Genomic DNA, 19,038 nt, shown 5'->3' on the forward strand with positions numbered 1-19,038 from the left:
GCAGCCATCGCGCCGCCCGCCCCGCTTCACCGCTTCACCGCTTTCCGGACCCGCCGATGACCTTCTCCGCCGCGCTCTTCGACATGGACGGCCTGCTCGTCGATTCCGAGCGGACCATCATGAACGCGTGGATCGACGTGTCGAACGCGCACGGCGTCGTGCTGACCGAGATCGACTACCTGCAGATCGTCGGCCGCTCGTTCGCCGAAGGCCAGGTGATCCTCGCGCGCCTGATCGGCAACCCCGACACGTTCGACGCCGTGCGCATCCGCGTGCGCGAGCAGCTCGCCGCGCCCGAACCCCATCCGAAGTTTCCGCTGAAGTCCGGCGCACTGACGCTGCTCGAGGCGCTCGCGCAAGCCGGCATTCCGTGCGCGGTCGCGTCGTCGTCCGCGCGCGACGTGATCCGTGCGCGGCTCGACGCGGTCGGCGTGCTGCCGTTCTTCCGCGCGATCGCGGGCGGCGATGAAGTCGCGCGTGGCAAGCCCGACCCGGCCGTGTACCGGCTCGCGGCCGAACGCCTCGGCGTGCCGGCGCACGCGTGCGTCGCGTTCGAGGACAGCGACTTCGGCGCGCAGTCGGCCGCCGGCGCCGGCGCATCGGTCGTCACCGTGCCCGACCTGAAGGCGCCGACGCCCGAGATCGTCGCGCTGAGCCTGCACGTGCTCGCGTCGCTCGACGACGCGGTTGCGCTCGTGCCGTCGTGGTTCGGCCGTCTGGACACGCACCAGCCCGCGTAAGCGCCACGCGGCACTCCACATGCAAACGGGCACCCGAGGGTGCCCGTTTTGCGTTGCCGCGCCGGTTCCCCGGCGTCGCGGCGATCCTCAGTTGTTGCCGGCGGTTTCCGACAGCCGCTTCATCGTCGCGATGCGCGCGCCGATCAGGTCGACGCGGCCGTCCTCGCCGACGAGCGGCGCCGTCGCATCGCTGAACGCCACCCACGCGCGTTGCGCGCGCACCAGCGTCGCGGCCGAATGCGCGGGCATCTTGCGACGCAGCTTCTGATAATAGCGATTCAAATCGAACAGCGCGTGCTCGCACGCGGCATCCTGCGCGCACGGCCGCACGCGGCGGATCGCCGGATCGCGCGGCGCGTTCGCCGGCGGCTTGCCGCCGGCTGCCGCGGCAGCGCCCGGTGCCGCCATCGCACCACCCTGCGCACCACTCGTGGCCGCCACCGGCACGGCGGCGGGCGGCGGCGCATAGCGGTCGGCCGCCGCGCGCAGCGCCAACGCGCGATCGCGCACCGGCTGCAGCTGCATGTCGGCGCTCGACATCGCGTACGACGTGCCGCGCGTCGTGTCGTACACGGCCTTCAGCAGATGAATTTCATCCTTGCGCCACGTGACCCAGCGGCGCTGGCTGTCCTGCCAGCCGCGCTTCGCGTCGGCCGGCGCGTCGTTCGACAGGCGCTGGTACGCGCCGTCCACCACCGCCTGCCACTGCTGCTGCGCTTCGCCCATGCACTGGATCTGGCCGGCCGTCGACGACCGGTCGCGCCGCGCGAGACACTGCCGCATCGCGACGTCGATCGGGTCGGCCGCCGCCACTTCCGCATGCGCGACGTTCTGCCCCGCCGGCCCTGCCGACCAGCTCGCCCAGGCGACGAGCGCGGCCAGCGCCGCGCGCATCGTCCGGATTCGTCCCTGCGTCGCCATCAGTCGCGCACGCAGTCGACGAAGTACTCGACGCGGCCGTTCACCTCTTCCGCGACGAGGCCGTGGATGTCGGTGTGGAAGCCCGGGAAGCGCTCGTTGAAGTCGCGCGCGAACCGCAGGTAGTTCACGATCGTCTTGTTGAAGCGCTCGCCCGGGATCAGCAGCGGAATGCCCGGCGGGTACGGCGTCAGCAGGATGCTCGTCACGCGGCCTTCGAGCTCGTCGAGCGGCACGCGGTCGATCTTGCGGTGCGCGAGCTTCGCGAACGCGTCCGACGGCTTCATCGCCGGCTCCATGTCCGACAGGTACATCTCCGTCGTCAGGCGCGCGATGTCGTTCGCACGGTACACGTCGTGGATCTGCGTGCACAGGTCGCGCAGGCCGACGCGCTCGTAGCGCGGATGCTGCGCGACGAATTCCGGCAGCACGCGCCACAGCGGCTGGTTGTTGTCGTAGTCGTCCTTGAACTGCTGCAACTCGGTCACCATCGAGTTCCAGCGGCCCTTCGTGATGCCGATCGTGAACATGATGAAGAACGAGTACAGGCCGGTCTTCTCGACGATGATCCCGTGCTCGGCCAGGTACTTCGTGACGATCGCGGCCGGGATGCCCGTCTCGCCGAACTCGCCGTCGACGTCGAGCCCCGGCGTGATGATCGTCGCCTTGATCGGGTCGAGCATGTTGAAGCCTTCCGCCAGCGGACCGAAGCCGTGCCAGTGGTCGTTCGGCTTCAGCATCCAGTCGTCGCGCGAGCCGATGCCTTCTTCCGACAGGTCGTCCGGGCCCCACACGCTGAAGAACCAGTCGTCGCCGTACTCGGCGTCGACCTTGCGCATCGCGCGGCGGAAATCGATCGCCTCGGCGATCGATTCCTCGACGAGCGCGGTGCCGCCCGGCGGCTCCATCATCGCGGCCGCGACGTCGCACGACGCGATGATCGCGTACTGCGGGCTCGTCGACGTGTGCATCAGGTACGCCTCGTTGAAGCGATGCTTGTCGAACGTGCGGTTCTCCGAATCCTGCACGACGATCTGCGACGCCTGCGAGATGCCCGCGAGCAGCTTGTGCGTCGAGTGCGTCGCGAACACGAGCGCGCCCGTGCGCGGACGGCCGTCGCCGATCGCGTGCATGTCGCGGTAGAAATCGTGGAACGTCGCGTGCGGCAGCCACGCTTCGTCGAAGTGCAGCGTGTCGAGCAGGTCGCCGAGCAGGTCCTTGATCATCTCGACGTTGTAGACGACGCCGTCGTACGTGCTCTGCGTGATCGTCAGGATCCGCGGCTTCATCTCCGGGTTCTGGCGCATCGCCTCGCGCGCGAACGGGTTCGCCTCGATCTTCTTGCGGATGTTCTCCGGCTTGAATTCGTCGCGCGGAATCGGGCCGATGATGCCGAAGTGGTTGCGCGTCGGCGTGAGGAACACCGGAATCGCGCCCGTCATCGTGATCGCGTGCAGGATCGACTTGTGGCAGTTGCGGTCGACCAGCACGATGTCGCCGGGCGCGACCGTCGCGTGCCAGACGATCTTGTTCGACGTCGACGTGCCGTTGGTCACGAAGAACAGGTGGTCCGCGCTGAAGATGCGCGCCGCATTGCGCTCGGATGCCGCGACCGGGCCCGTGTGATCGAGCAGCTGGCCGAGTTCGTCGACCGCGTTGCAGACGTCGGCGCGCAGCATGTTCTCGCCGAAGAACTGGTGGAACATCTGGCCGAGCGGGTTCTTCAGGAACGCGACGCCGCCCGAATGGCCCGGGCAGTGCCACGAGTACGAGCCTTCGTCCGCGTACTTCACCAGTTCCTTGAAGAACGGCGGCGCGAGCGAGTCGAGATAGACCTTCGCCTCGCGGATGATGTGGCGCGCGACGAACTCCGGCGTGTCCTCGAACATGTGGATGAAGCCGTGCAGTTCGCGCAGGATGTCGTTCGGCAGGTGCCGCGACGTACGCGTCTCGCCGTACAGGAAGATCGGGATGTCCGCGTTGCGGCGACGCACTTCGGTGACGAACGCGCGCAGCTCGATGATCGCGGTCGCGAGCTCGGGCAGTTCGCCGTCCGGGCCCGTTTCGCCGAGCATGAGTTCGTCGTCGTCGATCGACAGGATGAAGCACGACGCGCGGCTCGATTGCTGCGCGAACGACGTCAGATCGCCGTAGCTCGTGAGGCCGAGGACTTCGACGCCCTCCTTCTCGATCGCTTCGGCCAACGCCCGGATGCCGGAGCCCGAGATGTTCTCGGAGCGGAAATCTTCGTCGATGATGACGACGGGGAAACGAAACTTCATGGGCGATTCTCCAAAAAGAACGACCGCGGCGCGTCACGCGCAGCGGTCACCCGGAAACCGGTGAGACGTTATGCAACCAGATCAGGTTTTCGGCAGCGTGACACCGCGCTGACCCTGATACTTGCCGCCGCGATCGGCGTACGACACGTCGCACACTTCGTCGCTTTCGAAGAACAGCACCTGCGCGACACCTTCGTTCGCGTAGATCTTCGCGGGCAGCGGCGTGGTATTCGAGAATTCCAGCGTGACGTAGCCTTCCCACTCGGGTTCGAACGGCGTCACGTTGACGATGATCCCGCAGCGCGCGTACGTCGACTTGCCGAGGCAGACGGTCAGCACGGTGCGCGGGATGCGGAAATATTCGACGGTGCGGGCCAGCGCGAACGAGTTCGGCGGGATGATGCACACGTCACCCTTGAAATCGACAAACGAACCCTCGTCGAAGTTCTTCGGATCGACGATCGTCGAGTTGATGTTCGTGAAGATCTTGAATTCGTCCGCGCAGCGGATGTCGTAGCCGTAGCTCGACGTGCCGTAGCTGACGATCCTGCGACCGTCCTCGGACGCGCGAACCTGATCGGGCACGAACGGCTCGATCATCTTGTGTTCTTCGGCCATGCGCCGAATCCACTTGTCGGACTTGATGCTCATGCCTGCCTCCGCCGGGCCGTCCCAGGGCGGCTGGCCGTCCCCGCGGGGGACAGCGAACAAAGTGAGCGTTGGGGTCGTTTCATATCGGGGCGCCAGGAAACGCTGCGTGACAATCAGGAAGGGCCGCTCGCGACGCGACGACCCGGAAAGGCGGACATTTTACGCGATCATCGGCTCGCGCACGCGGCGGCCGTCAACGGATCACGCCGCAGGCGAGCGCGGGCCCCGCGCCATGCTGCGGAAACGCGGGATCGCCCGGATCGCGGTGCACCAGCGCCGAGCGGTTCAGCGCGGAACGCACGCCGTCGAGGGCCAGATCGGGCGCGACGATGAAACCGGCCGCGACGCCGTTCGCATCCGCATGGATGTTGCCGAGATCGCCGGCGACGCGCGCGCCCGCGCGCAGCCGGTCGGCGGCCGGCGCGAACACCTGGCCGGCGCTCGAGCCGTCGCCCGCGTTGCAGTCGCCACGCTCATGCACCTGCAGCGCGTGATCGCTGTTCGGCGGCAGGCCGGCCAGGTTGTACGTGACCTGGACGCCGTCCGGGCGTTCGACGAACGTCACCGCGCCGCGTGCCTGCGCGCCGACGGTCGGCTGCAGTTGGGCGTCGGCGCGCTTTTCGTGCGACGAGGAAAAGGAGGTACAGCCGGCCAGAAGGCCCAGCGCGGCGGCGGCCAGCAGCGCGCGCCGCGCGCGGCCGGCGCGCACGCCGTGATGTCGTTGGTTCATTCGATCCTCATGCCGGCTGGCGGCCGTTGACACGGCGGCCATGCCGGGCGGGTAAAGGGACCCGGGAAAAGTCGCCATGATACCGCGCCTCGCGGCGCCGTAAACAGCGTGAGGCCCCGCCCCGCAAGGGTTTTACGTATTTTGAACAACGATCGACGGGAACTTCGACGTCATGTCGCGCGCGCGCTCGGCGATCGCCAGCGCGACCCCGCGCGCGATGTCGCGGTAACGCCGCGCCAGCGCGCCGTCCGGTTCGGCCGCGACCGTCGGCATGCCGCTGTCGGCGCGCTCGCGGATCGCGATGTCGAGCGGCAGGCTGCCGAGCACGTTCACGCCGTAATCCTGCGCCATCCGCTCGGCGCCGCCCGCGCCGAAGATGTGTTCTTCGTGGCCGCAGTTCGAGCAGACGTGGATGCTCATGTTCTCGACGATGCCGAGGATCGGAATCCCGACCTTCTCGAACATCTTCAGGCCCTTCTTCGCGTCGAGCAGCGCGATGTCCTGCGGCGTCGTCACGATCACGGCACCCGTCACCGGCACGCGCTGCGCGAGCGTGAGCTGGATGTCGCCCGTGCCCGGCGGCATGTCGACGATCAGGTAGTCGAGCTCGCGCCAGTTGGTCTGGCGCAGCAGCTGCTCGAGCGCCGACGTCGCCATCGGGCCGCGCCACACCATCGGGTTGTCTTCCTCGATCAGGAAGCCGATCGAATTCGCCTGCAGCCCGTGGCCGACCAGCGGGTTCATCGACTGGTTGTCGGGCGACTCGGGCCGCTGGCCATGGATGCCGAGCATGGTCGGCAGCGACGGACCGTAGATGTCGGCGTCGAGAATGCCGACCGACGCGCCTTCCGCGGCGAGCGCGAGCGCGAGGTTGACGGCCGTCGTGCTCTTGCCGACGCCGCCCTTGCCCGACGCGACCGCGACGATGTTCTTCACGTTCGGCAGCAGCTTCACGCCGCGCTGCACCGTGTGCGCGACGATCTCCTGCGAAACGGCGACGCGTGCATCGCGCACGCCCGGCACGGCCTTCAGCGCATCGGCGATACGCGCCCGCACGTCGTCGTGCTGGCTGCGCGCGGGATAGCCGAGCACCACGTCGACCGCCACGGCGTCGCCGTCGATCGCGACATTGCGCACGCCCTTGTTCGCCGCGTACGGACGGCCGGTATTGGGGTCGACGACAGCCGCCAGTGCGGCGTCGACTTGTGCCCGGTCAATGCTCATCGAAACTCCGTGAAAACGTTTTTTTCGCGCACGAACGTCAAAAAATATCAAATAACGCTGCGAAAATCGGGAAAAGTGAAAGAATCTGTTGCACGCCATTGCGCGAACGCGCGCGGCGGAGCAATCTTCGCGTGCGGCATGCTATGGGGCCAAATCGGCCACCAACCGCCTATATTGTAGAGGCTGACGCGTCACCCTGTCCGGAACAGCCACGCTGGCGAACAGGGCATGCGGTCGCCTCGGCGGCTGCCGCGGGCACGGGCCTGCCCTCCTTTTTCGGGCGTCCGTGCAGGGAGCCGTAACTGTTGTTTGTCGTCGTTGTCGACTCGTTCAACCAAGAGAGGAATCCAAGATGAACATGAAAATCGCGACCCGCTTGTCCGTCTTCGCATTGGCCGGCGCACTGCTGGCAGGCTGCGCAACGCAGCAAGGCAGCAACACGGCCGTCGGTACCGGCACGGGCGCAGCGCTCGGCGCAGGCATCGGCGCGCTGGCGGGCGGCGGCAAGGGCGCGGCGATCGGCGCGGGCGTCGGCGCACTGGTCGGCGGTGTAACGGGTTACAACTGGCAAGCGATCAAGAACAAGCTCGCGCCGTCGGCAGCCAAGACGGGTACGCAAGTGACCGAGCAGCCGGACGGCTCGCTGAAGCTGAACGTGCCGAGCTCGGTGACGTTCGCGACGAACCAGTACGCGATCACGCCGGCCTTCACGCCGCTGCTGAACGACCTGGCGACGACCCTGAACCAGAACCCGCAGGTGACGGCATCGATCGTCGGCTACACGGACAGCACGGGCTCGGCACAGCTGAACCAGACGCTGTCGCAGAACCGTGCGCAGAGCGTCGTGAACGCGCTCGTGCAGCGCGGCGTCGCCGGCGGCCGCCTGTCGGCACAGGGCATGGGGCCGTCGAACCCGATCGCGGACAACGCGACCGAAGCCGGCCGCGCGCAAAACCGCCGCGTCGAGATCTACCTGCGCGCAGCACAGCAGTAAGCATCGCCACGAGAGGAGACGGGGCCGCGCGCCCGGCGCACGACCCCGCCGTACAAGGCTTCCAGCGGGATCCGTAACAAATCGAAAAAATTTTCGAACTTCTGTCGCGACCCGCGGTCTGTCTTTACGGTACGCGGCTGGCGCTGCCGGCGCGTCACCATTCTCCTCTTGTCGTTGTTGCTCCGGGGCCGTATCCGCCCCGGTTTTTTTTGCCCGGAATTCGCATGCTGCGCCGCAGCAGCATACCGCCGGGCACGCCGCTCCGGCGGTCCCGCCCCTCCCGGCGCCCGATCCACGGCGCCCGCCCCGACTGAGCTGCCCGCGCCCCTGCTAGAATCGCAGTTTCCGTCGTTTCCGCCGTTCTTCTACAGATCCTATGTCCGCATCCGACCTCACTTCCGTGCAGGCCGCGGCGCCGCAAGGCAGCCGCCAGATCCTCGTTACGTCCGCACTGCCCTATGCCAATGGCCAGATCCACATCGGCCACCTGGTCGAGTACATCCAGACCGACATCTGGGTGCGGACGCTGCGAATGCACGGTCACGAGGTCTACTACATCGGTGCCGACGATACGCACGGCACGCCGGTCATGCTGCGCGCCGAGAAGGAAGGCCTCACGCCGAAGCAGCTGATCGACCGCGTGTGGACCGAGCACAAGCGCGACTTCGACAGCTTCGGCGTGTCGTTCGACAATTTCTACTCGACCGACTCGGACGAGAACCGCGTGCTGAGCGAGAAGATCTACCTCGCGCTGAAGGAAAACGACCTGATCGCCGAGCGCGAGATCGAGCAGGCGTACGACCCCGTCAAGGAAATGTTCCTGCCGGACCGCTTCATCAAGGGCGAATGCCCGAAGTGCCACGCGAAGGACCAGTACGGCGACAACTGCGAAGTGTGCGGTTCGACCTACCTGCCGACCGAGCTGCTGAACCCGTACTCGGTCGTGTCCGGTGCGACCCCGGTGCGCAAGACGTCGACGCACTACTTCTTCCGTCTGTCGGACCCGCGCTGCGAGTCGTTCCTGCGCGAATGGGTCAGCGGCCTCGCGCAGCCCGAAGCCACCAACAAGATGCGCGAATGGCTCGGCGACGCCGGTGAAGCCCGGCTCGCCGACTGGGACATCTCGCGCGACGCGCCGTACTTCGGCTTCGAGATCCCGGGCGCGCCCGGCAAGTACTTCTACGTGTGGCTCGACGCGCCGGTCGGCTACTACGCGAGCTTCAAGAACCTGTGCGACCGCCAGGGCATCGACTTCGACGCGTGGATCCGCGCGGGCTCGACCGCCGAGCAGTACCACTTCATCGGCAAGGACATCCTGTATTTCCATACGCTGTTCTGGCCTGCGATGCTCGAGTTCTCGGGCCATCGCACGCCGACCAACGTGTTCGCGCACGGCTTCCTGACGGTCGACGGCGCGAAGATGTCGAAGTCGCGCGGCACGTTCATCACCGCGCAGAGCTACATCGACACGGGCCTGAACCCCGAATGGCTGCGCTACTACTTCGCCGCGAAGCTGAACGCGACGATGGAAGACATCGACCTGAACCTCGACGACTTCCAGGCGCGCGTGAACAGCGACCTCGTCGGCAAGTACGTGAACATCGCGAGCCGCGCGGCCGGCTTCCTGATCAAGCGTTTCGACGGCCGCGTGCAGGACAGCGCGATGAACCATCCGCTCGTCGCGACGCTGCGCGATGCGATTCCCACGATCGCCGCGCACTACGAAGCCCGCGAATACAGCCGCGCGCTGCGCCAGACGATGGAACTCGCGGACGAAGTGAATGCGTACGTCGACGGCGCGAAGCCGTGGGAACTCGCGAAGGATCCGGCCAATGCGGTCGCGCTGCACGAAACCTGCAGCGTGAGCCTCGAGGCGTTCCGCCTGCTGTCGCTCGCGCTGAAGCCGGTGATGCCGCGCGTGGCCGAAGCCGTCGAGGCCTTCTTCGGGATCGCGCCGCTCACGTGGGCCGACGCCGCGAAGCCGCTGTCGTCCGCGCAGCCGATCAAGGCGTACCAGCACCTGATGACGCGGGTCGATCCGAAGCAGATCGACGCGCTGCTCGCCGCGAACCGCGATTCGCTGCAGGCCGAGGCCGCCGGCGCCGCTGCCGCGGGAGCGACCGCCGCCAACGCCGCGAAGGAAGGGAAGAACGCCAAGGCGAACGCGAAGGCGGCCGCCGCGAACGGTGCCGACGACGGTCCGATCTCGATCGACGATTTCGCGAAGGTCGACCTGCGTATCGCGAAGATCGTCGCGTGCCAGGCCGTCGAAGGCTCGGACAAGCTGCTGCAGCTCACGCTCGACATCGGCGAGGAAAAGACCCGCAACGTGTTCTCGGGCATCAAGTCCGCGTACCAGCCCGAGCAGCTCGTCGGCAAGCTGACGGTGATGGTCGCAAACCTCGCGCCGCGCAAGATGAAGTTCGGGCTGTCCGAAGGGATGGTGCTCGCCGCGTCGGCTGCCGACGAGAAGGCCGAGCCGGGCCTCTACATCCTCGAGCCGCACAGCGGCGCGAAGCCCGGCATGCGCGTGAAGTAAGCAGCGCACGCCGCCGCTCGAGCATGAAAGCCCCGCACGATGCGTGCGGGGCTTTTTTTGTATTTGCGCCACCGGCCAGGCGACCGGCCATGCAGGCCGGGCAACGCGTTCGATACGCGCGGGTTACGCGCCGCCATCACCGCTGCCCGAACCACCGATCGAAGCGCCGCGTGTAGTTCAGGTCGACGCCCTGGAAGGTGCCGCCATATGCGGACACCGACCAGAAGCGCGTCAGGTTGATCGTCGCCTTGAACGCGTTGCTCGCCGATTGCAGCCCTTGCTCGTAGCCGAGCACGAAGCGCTCGTTGATCGCCTTCGAGATCTGCACGACCTGCGCATCGGTCAGGCCGACGTCGCTGCGGCCGATCGAGAATTCATCGAGGCCGATGCTCTGCGCGACACGCTTGCCGGTCGCGCTGCCGAGCAGCCCGAGCGCGGCGGTCATCGCGTTCTGCTGGCCGACGTTGTTGCCCTGGTCGGTGCCGTGACCGAACAGCAGCCACGACAGCTTCTCGTTGTCCGTGACGTTCGGCTCGGACACGAGCTTGACCGTCGGCGACTGGATCGTGCCGATGACCTGCACGCCGGCCTCGACCTCCTGGTTGCGCCGCATCGCGAGGATGTTGATGCCCGGATTCGACACCGGGCCGTTGAACGTGAAGAAACCGTTCTCGACCGCGAGCTTGCGGCCGAACGACGTGTAGGTCGACCCTTCCGTCACGCGCACGTTGCCGACCGCGCGCAGCGGCACCCCCGGCGCGCTCATCACGGTGATCGTGCCGCGCAGCCCGAGGTCCGCGCCGTGGCCCCTGAACCGGAAGTTGTTGCCGAGGTCGATGTCGATGTTCGCGCGCGGCGCGAGCGACGGCGCCGGCTTGTCGGTGACCTTCTGCGGCTTCGCGGCCGCGGTACCCGTCTGCACGTCGCCGCGCACCGTGCCGTCCGGGCGCACGATCACGACGTCGTCCGACAGATGCGGCGCCGATTCCTCCGGCAGGTCGAACAGCGCGCGATCGACGACAAACTTGCCGTCGATCGACAGCGCGCCGCGCGGCCCGTCGTTCGCGACGGTCGCCTTGCCCGACAGCGACAGCTTGCGGTCCGGGGCCGCGAACAGCTCGAGCTTGTCCGCGACGATGCTCGCGGTCAGGTCCGGCGCCTCGCCGTCGAGACGCACGCGGCCGATCGCGCGCAGCGTGCCGTCGCCGCCGTGGAACTCGACCTGCTGGAATTCGACGAGGTTCTCCGCGAGCTTCACGCGCACGATGCCGTCCTTCAGCTGAACGCCCTGGTCGACGAGCGTCGCGGACAGATCGTCGCCCGTCAGCATCCCCGACACGTTCGGCTTCACCGGCGTGCCCGCGATCGTCAGGTGCAGCGCGGCGCGCCCGCCGAGCAGGTAGCTCGGCCCGAACAGGTTGCCGGTCGCCTTCAGCGACGGAATGTCGGCGTCGATGCGGCCCGACAGCGGGCCGTCGTCGACAACGCCGAACACGCTGTCGCGCAGCGCGAACGGCACGGTGACGTTCGCGTCGAGCGTGCCGACCCGGTTCGCCTTCGCGAGCGCCACCACGTTGAGCCGGTTGCCGGGTGCAAAGCTCGCGCGCGCGGACAGGTCGGTCAGCCCGAGCGAGGCGATGCCGCGCGCGGTCTCGATCGTCACGTCGCCACCGCGCCGCTTCACCTGCACGTAGCCCGTCGCGTTCGCGCCGAGCGAGAAATCCCAGTCGGCATCGAGCACGACGTCGGTGCGCACCGGCGGCCGCTGGCCGGTCAGTTCCTGGCGGATCTCGAGGAAGCGCGCGACCGATGCGTTGCGCACGGAGCCTGCCGAGCGCATCTGGCCGTGATCGAACACGAACGACTTCAGGTCGATCGCCGCGCCTTCGAGCGTGAGCCGCGTCGCGCCGAGCGTCAAGCGGCCGGCGCCGGCCGACACGGCGAGCGGCGCCTGCAGCGCCACCGCCGGCGTGCCGCGGTTCGCGAGGCGCGTGACGGTGCCGTCCCAGCGCATCCCGTCGCGGTTCTCGATCACGCCGCCGTTCGCCGCGAGCGTGAGGTCGATCACGCGGCCGCCGGCCGTCCCGATCGCCGATGCGTCGAGCGTGTGCTTCGCGCGCGTGCCGTCGAGGTTCGCGCGCAGCGATTTCAGTTGCAGCGAGCCGAGTGCGATATCGGTTGCGTCGGCCGTGAGCACGAGTGCGCCGTGCGCGCCGTCGCGGATGTCGGCGCGGCCCTGCGCGGCACCGATCCGGTTCGAGCCGACCACGACGTGCTGGGCCTTGTAGGTGGCCGCCACGTTCGGATGCGCGAAGCTGCCAGTCAGCTCGCCCTGCGCCTGCACGAGCCCCTGCACGCCGAAGCCGAGCCGGTCGAGCTCCGGCGCGTCGACGACGAAGCGCAGCCGGTCGCCCAGCGCGCCGAAACTGCCGCGCAGGTCGACGTGGTTGCCCGCGATCGACAGGGTCGCGTTGCTCGGCAGGATTCGCGTGCCGGCGAGCTGCACGACGCCGGCGCCGGTCAGCGGCACGCCGTCGTACAGGCTGTCGCCGAGCTTGAAGGTCGCCTTCGTCGACACCTGCGGCGCGAACGCGCCGGATGCCGTCAGCGTGCCCGACACGCGCGTCTCGCCGCGCCTGGCCGGCGCCTTGGCCGCTGCCTGCGCGGTTTTTGCGGCCGGCTTGCCGCCGCCCGCGCTCGGCGCCTTCATCGCGGCGAGCAGCAGCGGATCAAACGCGGTCAGCGTCGCCTTCGCGTCGTAGCTCGAATGCGCGTCGTGACGGAACACGCCGGTCAGGTCGATGCGGCCCTTGCCCGCCGTCACGCGCGCATCGGTCAGCACCGTCTGCTGCGGCGTCAGCGCGACCTTCGCACGCGCGCCGAGCGCGAGCTTCGGATCGTTCAGGTCGAAGTCGACGGTCGTCACGTCGCCGGCGAGCGTCACGCCGAGCGGGCCGCCGAGGCGCATCGGCCGCAACTCGGCGACGAATGCATTGAGGTCGAGATTCGCGACCTTCAGGTCGAAGCGGCCCTTGCCGCCCGTCAGCGTGCCGTTGCCGGTCACGCTGCCGTCCCGGATCAGTTTCAGCGCGAGGCCGTCGATCCGTTGCGCGTGCGCGTCGAGATTGACGGTCGCACGCGCGTCGACGACCGGCAGCAGGTGCTCGCCGAGCGTGCCGGGTTTCGCGTTGACGATCGATACCGGGCCGGTCACGGCAAATCCCTTCGCCGGTGCGGCGCCGGCCGGCGCGGTCACGGGTGCGAGCTCCGCGCGCACCGCGAGGTCGGCGGCCGGCGCGCCCGGTGCGATCGCCTGCGGGTTCACGTGATCGAACGCGAGCGACGCGCGCGTGAGCGGCACCGCGCCGAACGGCGCGGCCTCGACGTGCGCGCGGCCATTCAGCTTCATCCCGCTCGCGGCGACGTCGGCGACGAGCGCCTCGAGCGAACCCGATACGTTCGCGCTCGCGTTGACCGGTTCGTCGGCGAGCTTGCCCACGTAGGTCGCGTTGCCCGTCAGCGCGAACGGCTTCACGCCGTCGAGCTTCGCGCGCGCGGTCAGCGCGCCGTACGGCGTGTCGACGCCGTCGAGCGCGAGTTCATGGTGGCGGCCGTCGCTGCGGCCGTTCAGCGCGAGATGGTCGAGCCGCGTCGTCGAGCCGCCTTCGTGAATCGCCAGGTGATCGACGCGCAGGTCGTCGATCCGCAACTGCAGCGGCAGGCTCAGGTCCTGCGGCGTCCTGGCCGGCGTCGACGGACCCGGCGCGATCCGCACGTCGATCGTGCCGGCACGCAGGTAAGCGACCGACAGCCGCCACGGCGCGCGGCTCAGCGCCCAGCGGCCGTCGAGCCGGTCGATCCGCACTTCGGTGCCGGCGCCGCCGGGGCTCGTCCATGCGAAGCCGCGCAGCCGCACGCCCGTCGCGAGCGCGCCGCCGTCCAGCGTGCCCGTCAGCCGGCCGCCCAGCACGCGCACGGCCGTCTGCCACGCGAGCCGCGTGCCGCGCTCGGTCGTCGCCGCGGCCAGCACGAGCGCGGCCGCCAGCACGACGAGCAGCACGACCGTCGCGAGCGTCCACGCGACGATCCGGCCCGCACGCCCGCGACGCGGCGCGCGCGGCGGCGCGTCGGGCGCGCGCTCGGGCGAGTCCGGATCGTGAGGCGGCGGCGTGTCGTTCGGGTCCTTCGTCATGCGGTTCGTCGTGGCTCGGGCAATAAGGTCAGAAAGCGATGCCGAGCGTCAGGTACGGGCGCACGCTGTGGTTGCGCAGTCCGTACGCGACGTCGACGTTGATCGGGCCGACGGGGCTGCGCCAGCGCGCGCCGATGCCGACGCCCGGGTAGAACACGCGCTCGCCCCACGCATCGGTCGCGGTGCCGATATCGAAGAAGGTCGCGGCACCCCAGTCGCGGTTGAACCAGTGCTGGTATTCGGCCGTGCCCGTCATCAGGTACTTGGTCGGCAGCACGGAGCCGTCGACGCTGTTGCCGATGCTCTGGTAACCGTAGCCGCGCACCGAGTTCGAGCCGCCCGCACGGAACAGCAGCGACGCCGGCACGCCGGTCGAGCTGCCGCTCGTGAACACGCCGCCGAGCTCCGCGCGGAACACGAACAGGTCGCGCCGGCCGACCGGCACGTACTGCTGGCCACGCGCGTAACCGCGGATGAAGGTCTGGTCGGTCAGCACGCCCTTGATCGCGAAACCGGCCTCCGCGTGGATCAGGTTGCCCGAGCGCGGGAACAGCGGATCGTCGACGTTGCGGCGCGTCCATGCCCACTGCGGCACCAGTGCGCGGCTCGTGGTGGGCCCCGCGCCGTTCTGGTCGAGCCGGTCCTGGTAGAACATCAGCGAGTACGCGTAGTCGATGAACTGACCGGTGCGCGTGCGCTGCACGCCGACCCGCGCGCTGTAGATGCGCGTGTCCGACACGTTGGTGTTCGTGTACGACGCGAGCACGCTGTTGGTCCATCCTTTCGCGCCGGGCGGCATCGACAGCTGGACCTGGCCATACTGCTGGATCTGGTCGAGCCGGCCCGACACGGTGAGCGGCCACGCTGCGCCGAACGTGTCGAGGTACGTGTAGGAGCCCTGCACGTGCGGGCCCGTGTCGGTTGCGTAGCCGACGCCGCCGCGAATGCTGTTGTACGGGAACTCGCTGACCTTCACGTGCACGGGCGTGCGCTCGGGCTTCGCCGTATCGTCGCCGACGTCGATCGCGACGCTCGCGTAGTACGGCGTGTTCTGCAGCTGCCGCTGCAGCTCGGTGATCCGCTGCACGGCGTAGATCTCGCCTTCCGACAGCGGATTGACGTTCGTGACGATCCGCTCCGGATAGCGGCGCACGCCGTCGACGTCGACCTTGCCGATCGTAAACGTCGGGCCGCTGTCGAACGTGACGGCCAGCGTCGCGCGCTGCGTGCGCGGGTCGATGCGCGCCTCCGACGACGCGATCTTCGCACCCAGGTAGCGGCGCGACTGCAGTTGCTTGAGCGCGGCCCCCTTCGCGCCGTCCCAGTCGGACTGCGTGAACGGATCGCCCGGCTTCAGCGAGAACGCGAAGCGGGTCGCGGCCTCCTGCTTCGGATCCTCGGTGCCGACCGGGCCCTTGAACGTCAGATCGACCGTCGACACGACGGTCTGCGGCCCCGGGTCGACGGCGACGCGCACATCGCGCTTGCCGTCGCGCGTGCGTACGTCGGTGCGCACGACCGGCGAGAAGTAGCCGGCCGTCGCGGTCAGGTCGCGCACCTGCTGCGGGGTGGCGGTCACGAGGAAGTCGAACTGGTCGTCGCTGATGTCGTCGCGCTTCGCGAAGCGCGCGATGTCGAGATGGGCCTTGAGGAGCTTGCGGATCGAACGCGGTGCGTCGATGTCGACGTCGTACTTCGCGTAGGCCGGCAACACGATGAACGCGGCGAGACAGCCCACGAGGGCTGCCCGGGCCGCCGCACCGACGCCGCGCCGTGCGCGGCGACCGGGGTCACGGGCCGCGCGCGGGCTCGCCTCATGCGCCGTATGTGCCTGCTGGTTCGCCTGACCCGCCAAATATGACCTCGCCCTCGGTTGTCGTGGTTGTGTGGAAAACCCTGTATTTGACCACAGGGCGGCGGGCCTGCCCGCACGGGCGCCGCTTTGACGCTTGCACGCAACGACGCGCGCACGGGCCCGGCCGGTCGCACCGCAGGCGCCGGCCTGCGGATTCGACGCGCGATTGCCGCCGGCTGTTCCCCGCGATGCGGTAAAATCCCGCCATCGCGAATCCGGCGCATCGTGCGCCGCCCGAAACGGAAAGCCAAGCCATGCCGTACCAGTCCGACGTCACGCAATTCCTGAACCAGCTCAAGCAACAGAAGCCGACGCTCGAAGAAGAGCAGCGCAAGGGCCGCTCCCTGCTGTGGGACAAGCAGCCGATCGACCTCGACGAGCGCGCCGAGCAGCAGGAATCGCGCGTGAAGCAAACGTCCTACGTCTACTACCAGAACTTCTGACGACGTGAGCGCCGCCGACGAGGCCAGCGCCGCCCGGCAGGACGACGCGATCGCCGCGCCCGCGGGCGCCGATTCGACGCCCGACACGGTCGACGGTGTCGCGGCGTTCGCTCGCCTGTACGGCGAGCCGCTCTTCAAGCTGCCGCAGGACCTCTACATCCCGCCCGATGCGCTCGAGGTGTTCCTCGAGACGTTCGAGGGCCCGCTCGACCTGCTGCTGTATCTGATCCGCAAGCAGAACTTCAACGTGCTCGACATCCCGATGGCGCAGGTCACCGCGCAATATCTGGGTTACGTCGACCAGATCCGCTCGTCGAACCTCGAGCTGGCGGCCGAATACCTGCTGATGGCCGCGATGCTGATCGAGATCAAGTCGCGGATGCTGCTGCCGGTCAAGAAGGCCGACACCGGCGAGGAAGCCGAGGATCCGCGCGCGGAACTCGTGCGCCGCCTGCTCGAATACGAGCAGATGAAGCTCGCCGCGCAGCGCCTCGACCAGTTGCCGCAGCTCGGCCGCGACTTCCTGCGCGCCGAGGTCTATATCGAGCAGAGCATCACGCCGCGCTTTCCGGACGTCGATTCGGACGACCTGCGCGCCGCGTGGGCCGACGTGCTCAAGCGCGCGAAGCTCGTCCAGCACCACAAGATCTCCCGCGAGGAGTTGTCGGTGCGCGAACACATGAGCCTGATCCTGCGCCGGCTGCAGAACGCACGCTTCATGGAGTTCGCCGACCTGTTCGACACGTCGCGCGGCGTGCCGGTCGTCGTCGTGAACTTCATCGCGATGCTCGAACTCGCGCGCGAATCGCTCGTCGAGATCACGCAGGCCGAGCCGTTCGCGCCGATCTACGTGCGCCTCGCCTACCTGCCCGCGTAACGCGCCCCCGCCGCGCCTGCGTCACCGCCTCACACCGGAACACACCGCATTGCGCCGCCGCCCGCCCGCGCGGGCTGCCGGCGGCGCGCCCGATTAAAAATTGAACGATCGTTCTTTTTTCGATGCGTCCGGCGGCCAAATCCTCTACAATCCGCCGACGCCCGATGCGCCGCCCGCGCGCCGGCGTTCTCCGCTTCGACCCCGACGCCGCTGCTGCGGCGCCAACGCGCGCATGCGCGAGGAACCCGCTACCCGATCATGAAAGTCATCAGCTCGATCCAGGAACTGCGCGACCAGTTGCGCGGACAGAACCGCACGGCGTTCGTGCCGACGATGGGCAACCTGCACGAAGGTCACCTGTCGCTGATGCGCCTCGCGCGCCAGCACGGCGACCCGGTCGTGGCGAGCATCTTCGTCAACCGGCTGCAGTTCGGCCCGAACGAGGATTTCGACAAATATCCGCGCACGCTGCAGGACGATATCGAGAAGCTGCAGAAGGAAAACGTCTACGTGCTGTTCGCGCCGACCGAGCGCGACATGTACCCGGAGCCGCAGGAGTATCGCGTGCTGCCGCCCGACGACCTCGGCGGGATCCTCGAGGGCGAATTCCGCCCCGGCTTCTTCGCCGGCGTATGCACGGTCGTCACGAAGCTGATGTCCTGCGTGCAGCCGCGCGTCGCGGTGTTCGGCAAGAAGGATTACCAGCAGCTGATGATCGTGCGCCGCATGTGCCAGCAGCTCGCGCTGCCGGTCGAGATCATCGCGGCCGAGACCGTGCGTGACGAGGACGGCCTCGCGCTGTCGTCGCGCAACCGCTACCTGACGACCGACGAGCGCAAGGAAGCGCCCGAACTCGCGAAAACGCTGCAGCGCGTGCGCGACAGCGTGCTCGGCGGCGAACGCGACCTTGGCAAGCTCGAGCAGCGCGCGCGCGCGCATCTGGCCGAGCGCGGCTGGGCGCCCGACTATATTGCGATCCGCCGCCGCGCAAACCTGATCGCGCCGAGCGCCGCCGAACTCGAGGCCGGCGAGCCGCTCGTCGTGCTCGCGGCCGCGAAGCTCGGTGCCACGCGCCTGATCGACAACCTGGAAATCTGACGGGCCGCCCGCCCTCGCCTCTCACGCATCACGGAGATACCATGCAGCGCCACATGCTCAAATCGAAGATCCACCGCGCGGCCGTCACGCACTGCGAGCTGCACTACGAAGGCTCGTGCGCGATCGACGAAGACCTGCTCGAAGCGGCGGGCCTCATCGAAAACGAACGGATCGACATCTGGAACATCAACAACGGCGAGCGCTTCTCGACGTACGCGATCAAGGGCGAGCGCGGCAGCGGGATGATTTCGCTGAACGGCTCGGCCGCGCGCCGCGCGCAACTCGGCGACCTCGTGATCATCGCGGCGTTCGCGATGGTCGACGAAGCCGAACTGCAGGCCGGCTGGAAGCCGAAGCTCGTGTTCATCGACGAAGGCAACAAGATCAAGGGCCACCGCGATCACGTGCCGACGCAGAACTGGACCTGATCCACGCGGCGACCGGCGTGTCGCAGCACGCCGGATCGCTGCGGCGGCGCCTCGTGCGCAGTGTCGA

Annotated in this window: 14 protein-coding genes; 7 read left to right on the forward strand and 7 right to left on the reverse strand. The window is 68.4% G+C overall.

Annotated features, from left to right (window positions below; genetic code table 11):
* Positions 1–56 precede the first annotated feature (56 nt).
* Complete coding sequence (locus DIE06_RS21000; protein ID WP_124662997.1) at positions 57–740, forward strand: HAD family phosphatase; 684 nt, start codon at positions 57–59, stop codon at positions 738–740.
* Positions 741–827: 87 nt separating this feature from the next.
* Here the strand turns inward: DIE06_RS21000 and DIE06_RS21005 are convergent, their stop codons facing one another.
* From DIE06_RS21005 to apbC, 5 genes are all read right to left on the reverse strand, one after another.
* Positions 828–1,661 carry a lysozyme inhibitor LprI family protein gene (locus DIE06_RS21005; RefSeq protein WP_124662998.1) on the reverse strand — a complete coding sequence of 278 codons (834 nt, stop codon included), beginning with the start codon at positions 1,659–1,661 and terminating at the stop codon, positions 828–830.
* Positions 1,661–3,940, reverse strand: coding sequence for an arginine/lysine/ornithine decarboxylase (locus tag DIE06_RS21010; RefSeq protein ID WP_124613500.1), 2,280 nt, complete (start codon positions 3,938–3,940; stop codon positions 1,661–1,663). Before DIE06_RS21010 ends, DIE06_RS21005 begins: the two co-directional genes overlap by 1 nt.
* Before the next feature lie 81 nt (positions 3,941–4,021).
* Positions 4,022–4,591, reverse strand: a complete 570-nt coding sequence (gene dcd / locus DIE06_RS21015) for a dCTP deaminase (RefSeq protein WP_006398615.1) — start codon at positions 4,589–4,591, stop codon at positions 4,022–4,024.
* Positions 4,592–4,784: 193 nt separating this feature from the next.
* Positions 4,785–5,321, reverse strand: a complete 537-nt coding sequence (gene sodC / locus DIE06_RS21020; RefSeq protein ID WP_124662999.1) for a superoxide dismutase [Cu-Zn] — start codon at positions 5,319–5,321, stop codon at positions 4,785–4,787.
* Positions 5,322–5,453: 132 nt separating this feature from the next.
* The gene (apbC, locus tag DIE06_RS21025) at positions 5,454–6,545 is read right to left on the reverse strand and encodes an iron-sulfur cluster carrier protein ApbC (protein WP_124663000.1); all 1,092 of its coding nucleotides are present in this window, start codon (positions 6,543–6,545) and stop codon (positions 5,454–5,456) included.
* Between the two features lie 352 nt (positions 6,546–6,897).
* Here apbC and DIE06_RS21030 point away from each other — a divergent pair, with 352 nt between their 5' ends.
* Positions 6,898–7,539: an OmpA family protein gene (locus DIE06_RS21030; protein WP_059603759.1), complete on the forward strand. Its 642-nt coding sequence runs from the start codon at positions 6,898–6,900 to the stop codon at positions 7,537–7,539.
* Positions 7,540–7,915: 376 nt separating this feature from the next.
* On the forward strand, positions 7,916–10,078 hold the full coding sequence (metG, locus tag DIE06_RS21040; protein ID WP_124663001.1) for a methionine--tRNA ligase: 2,163 nt from the start codon (positions 7,916–7,918) through the stop codon (positions 10,076–10,078).
* A gap of 136 nt (positions 10,079–10,214) precedes the next feature.
* Here the strand turns inward: metG and DIE06_RS21045 are convergent, their stop codons facing one another.
* Together DIE06_RS21045 and DIE06_RS21050 are read right to left on the reverse strand one after the other, a co-directional pair.
* Complete coding sequence (locus DIE06_RS21045) at positions 10,215–14,270, reverse strand: translocation/assembly module TamB domain-containing protein (RefSeq protein ID WP_124663002.1); 4,056 nt, start codon at positions 14,268–14,270, stop codon at positions 10,215–10,217.
* A 28-nt stretch (positions 14,271–14,298) separates the two neighbouring features.
* Positions 14,299–16,125 (reverse strand): autotransporter assembly complex family protein, encoded by a 1,827-nt coding sequence (locus DIE06_RS21050; protein WP_124663003.1) that lies wholly within the window; start codon positions 16,123–16,125, stop codon positions 14,299–14,301.
* Positions 16,126–16,379: 254 nt separating this feature from the next.
* Between DIE06_RS21050 and DIE06_RS21055 the strand changes: the two genes are divergently transcribed.
* The 4 genes from DIE06_RS21055 (at position 16,380) to panD (ending at position 18,971) form a co-directional block, all read left to right on the forward strand.
* The gene (locus DIE06_RS21055; RefSeq protein ID WP_044849219.1) at positions 16,380–16,568 is read left to right on the forward strand and encodes a DUF3460 family protein; all 189 of its coding nucleotides are present in this window, start codon (positions 16,380–16,382) and stop codon (positions 16,566–16,568) included.
* A gap of 4 nt (positions 16,569–16,572) precedes the next feature.
* Positions 16,573–17,445, forward strand: a complete 873-nt coding sequence (locus DIE06_RS21060) for a ScpA family protein (RefSeq protein WP_124663004.1) — start codon at positions 16,573–16,575, stop codon at positions 17,443–17,445.
* Between the two features lie 258 nt (positions 17,446–17,703).
* Positions 17,704–18,543 carry a pantoate--beta-alanine ligase gene (gene panC / locus DIE06_RS21065; protein WP_124663005.1) on the forward strand — a complete coding sequence of 280 codons (840 nt, stop codon included), beginning with the start codon at positions 17,704–17,706 and terminating at the stop codon, positions 18,541–18,543.
* Between the two features lie 41 nt (positions 18,544–18,584).
* Positions 18,585–18,971 (forward strand): aspartate 1-decarboxylase, encoded by a 387-nt coding sequence (panD, locus tag DIE06_RS21070; protein WP_006484038.1) that lies wholly within the window; start codon positions 18,585–18,587, stop codon positions 18,969–18,971.
* Positions 18,972–19,038 lie beyond the last annotated feature (67 nt).

Source organism: Burkholderia sp. Bp8998 (assembly GCF_003854235.1).
Lineage (GTDB): Bacteria > Pseudomonadota > Gammaproteobacteria > Burkholderiales > Burkholderiaceae > Burkholderia.

Excerpts from the sequence above, each read along its gene's own strand:
- DIE06_RS21000 (WP_124662997.1), top strand. The coding sequence starts at position 57 with ATGACCTTCTCCGCCGCGCTCTTCGACATGGACGGCCTGCTCGTCGAT.
- DIE06_RS21005 (WP_124662998.1), bottom strand. The coding sequence starts at position 1,661 with ATGGCGACGCAGGGACGAATCCGGACGATGCGCGCGGCGCTGGCCGCG.
- DIE06_RS21010 (WP_124613500.1), bottom strand. The coding sequence starts at position 3,940 with ATGAAGTTTCGTTTCCCCGTCGTCATCATCGACGAAGATTTCCGCTCC.
- dcd (WP_006398615.1), bottom strand. The coding sequence starts at position 4,591 with ATGAGCATCAAGTCCGACAAGTGGATTCGGCGCATGGCCGAAGAACAC.
- sodC (WP_124662999.1), bottom strand. The coding sequence starts at position 5,321 with ATGAACCAACGACATCACGGCGTGCGCGCCGGCCGCGCGCGGCGCGCG.
- apbC (WP_124663000.1), bottom strand. The coding sequence starts at position 6,545 with ATGAGCATTGACCGGGCACAAGTCGACGCCGCACTGGCGGCTGTCGTC.
- DIE06_RS21030 (WP_059603759.1), top strand. The coding sequence starts at position 6,898 with ATGAACATGAAAATCGCGACCCGCTTGTCCGTCTTCGCATTGGCCGGC.
- metG (WP_124663001.1), top strand. The coding sequence starts at position 7,916 with ATGTCCGCATCCGACCTCACTTCCGTGCAGGCCGCGGCGCCGCAAGGC.
- DIE06_RS21045 (WP_124663002.1), bottom strand. The coding sequence starts at position 14,270 with ATGACGAAGGACCCGAACGACACGCCGCCGCCTCACGATCCGGACTCG.
- DIE06_RS21055 (WP_044849219.1), top strand. The coding sequence starts at position 16,380 with ATGCCGTACCAGTCCGACGTCACGCAATTCCTGAACCAGCTCAAGCAA.
- panC (WP_124663005.1), top strand. The coding sequence starts at position 17,704 with ATGAAAGTCATCAGCTCGATCCAGGAACTGCGCGACCAGTTGCGCGGA.
- panD (WP_006484038.1), top strand. The coding sequence starts at position 18,585 with ATGCAGCGCCACATGCTCAAATCGAAGATCCACCGCGCGGCCGTCACG.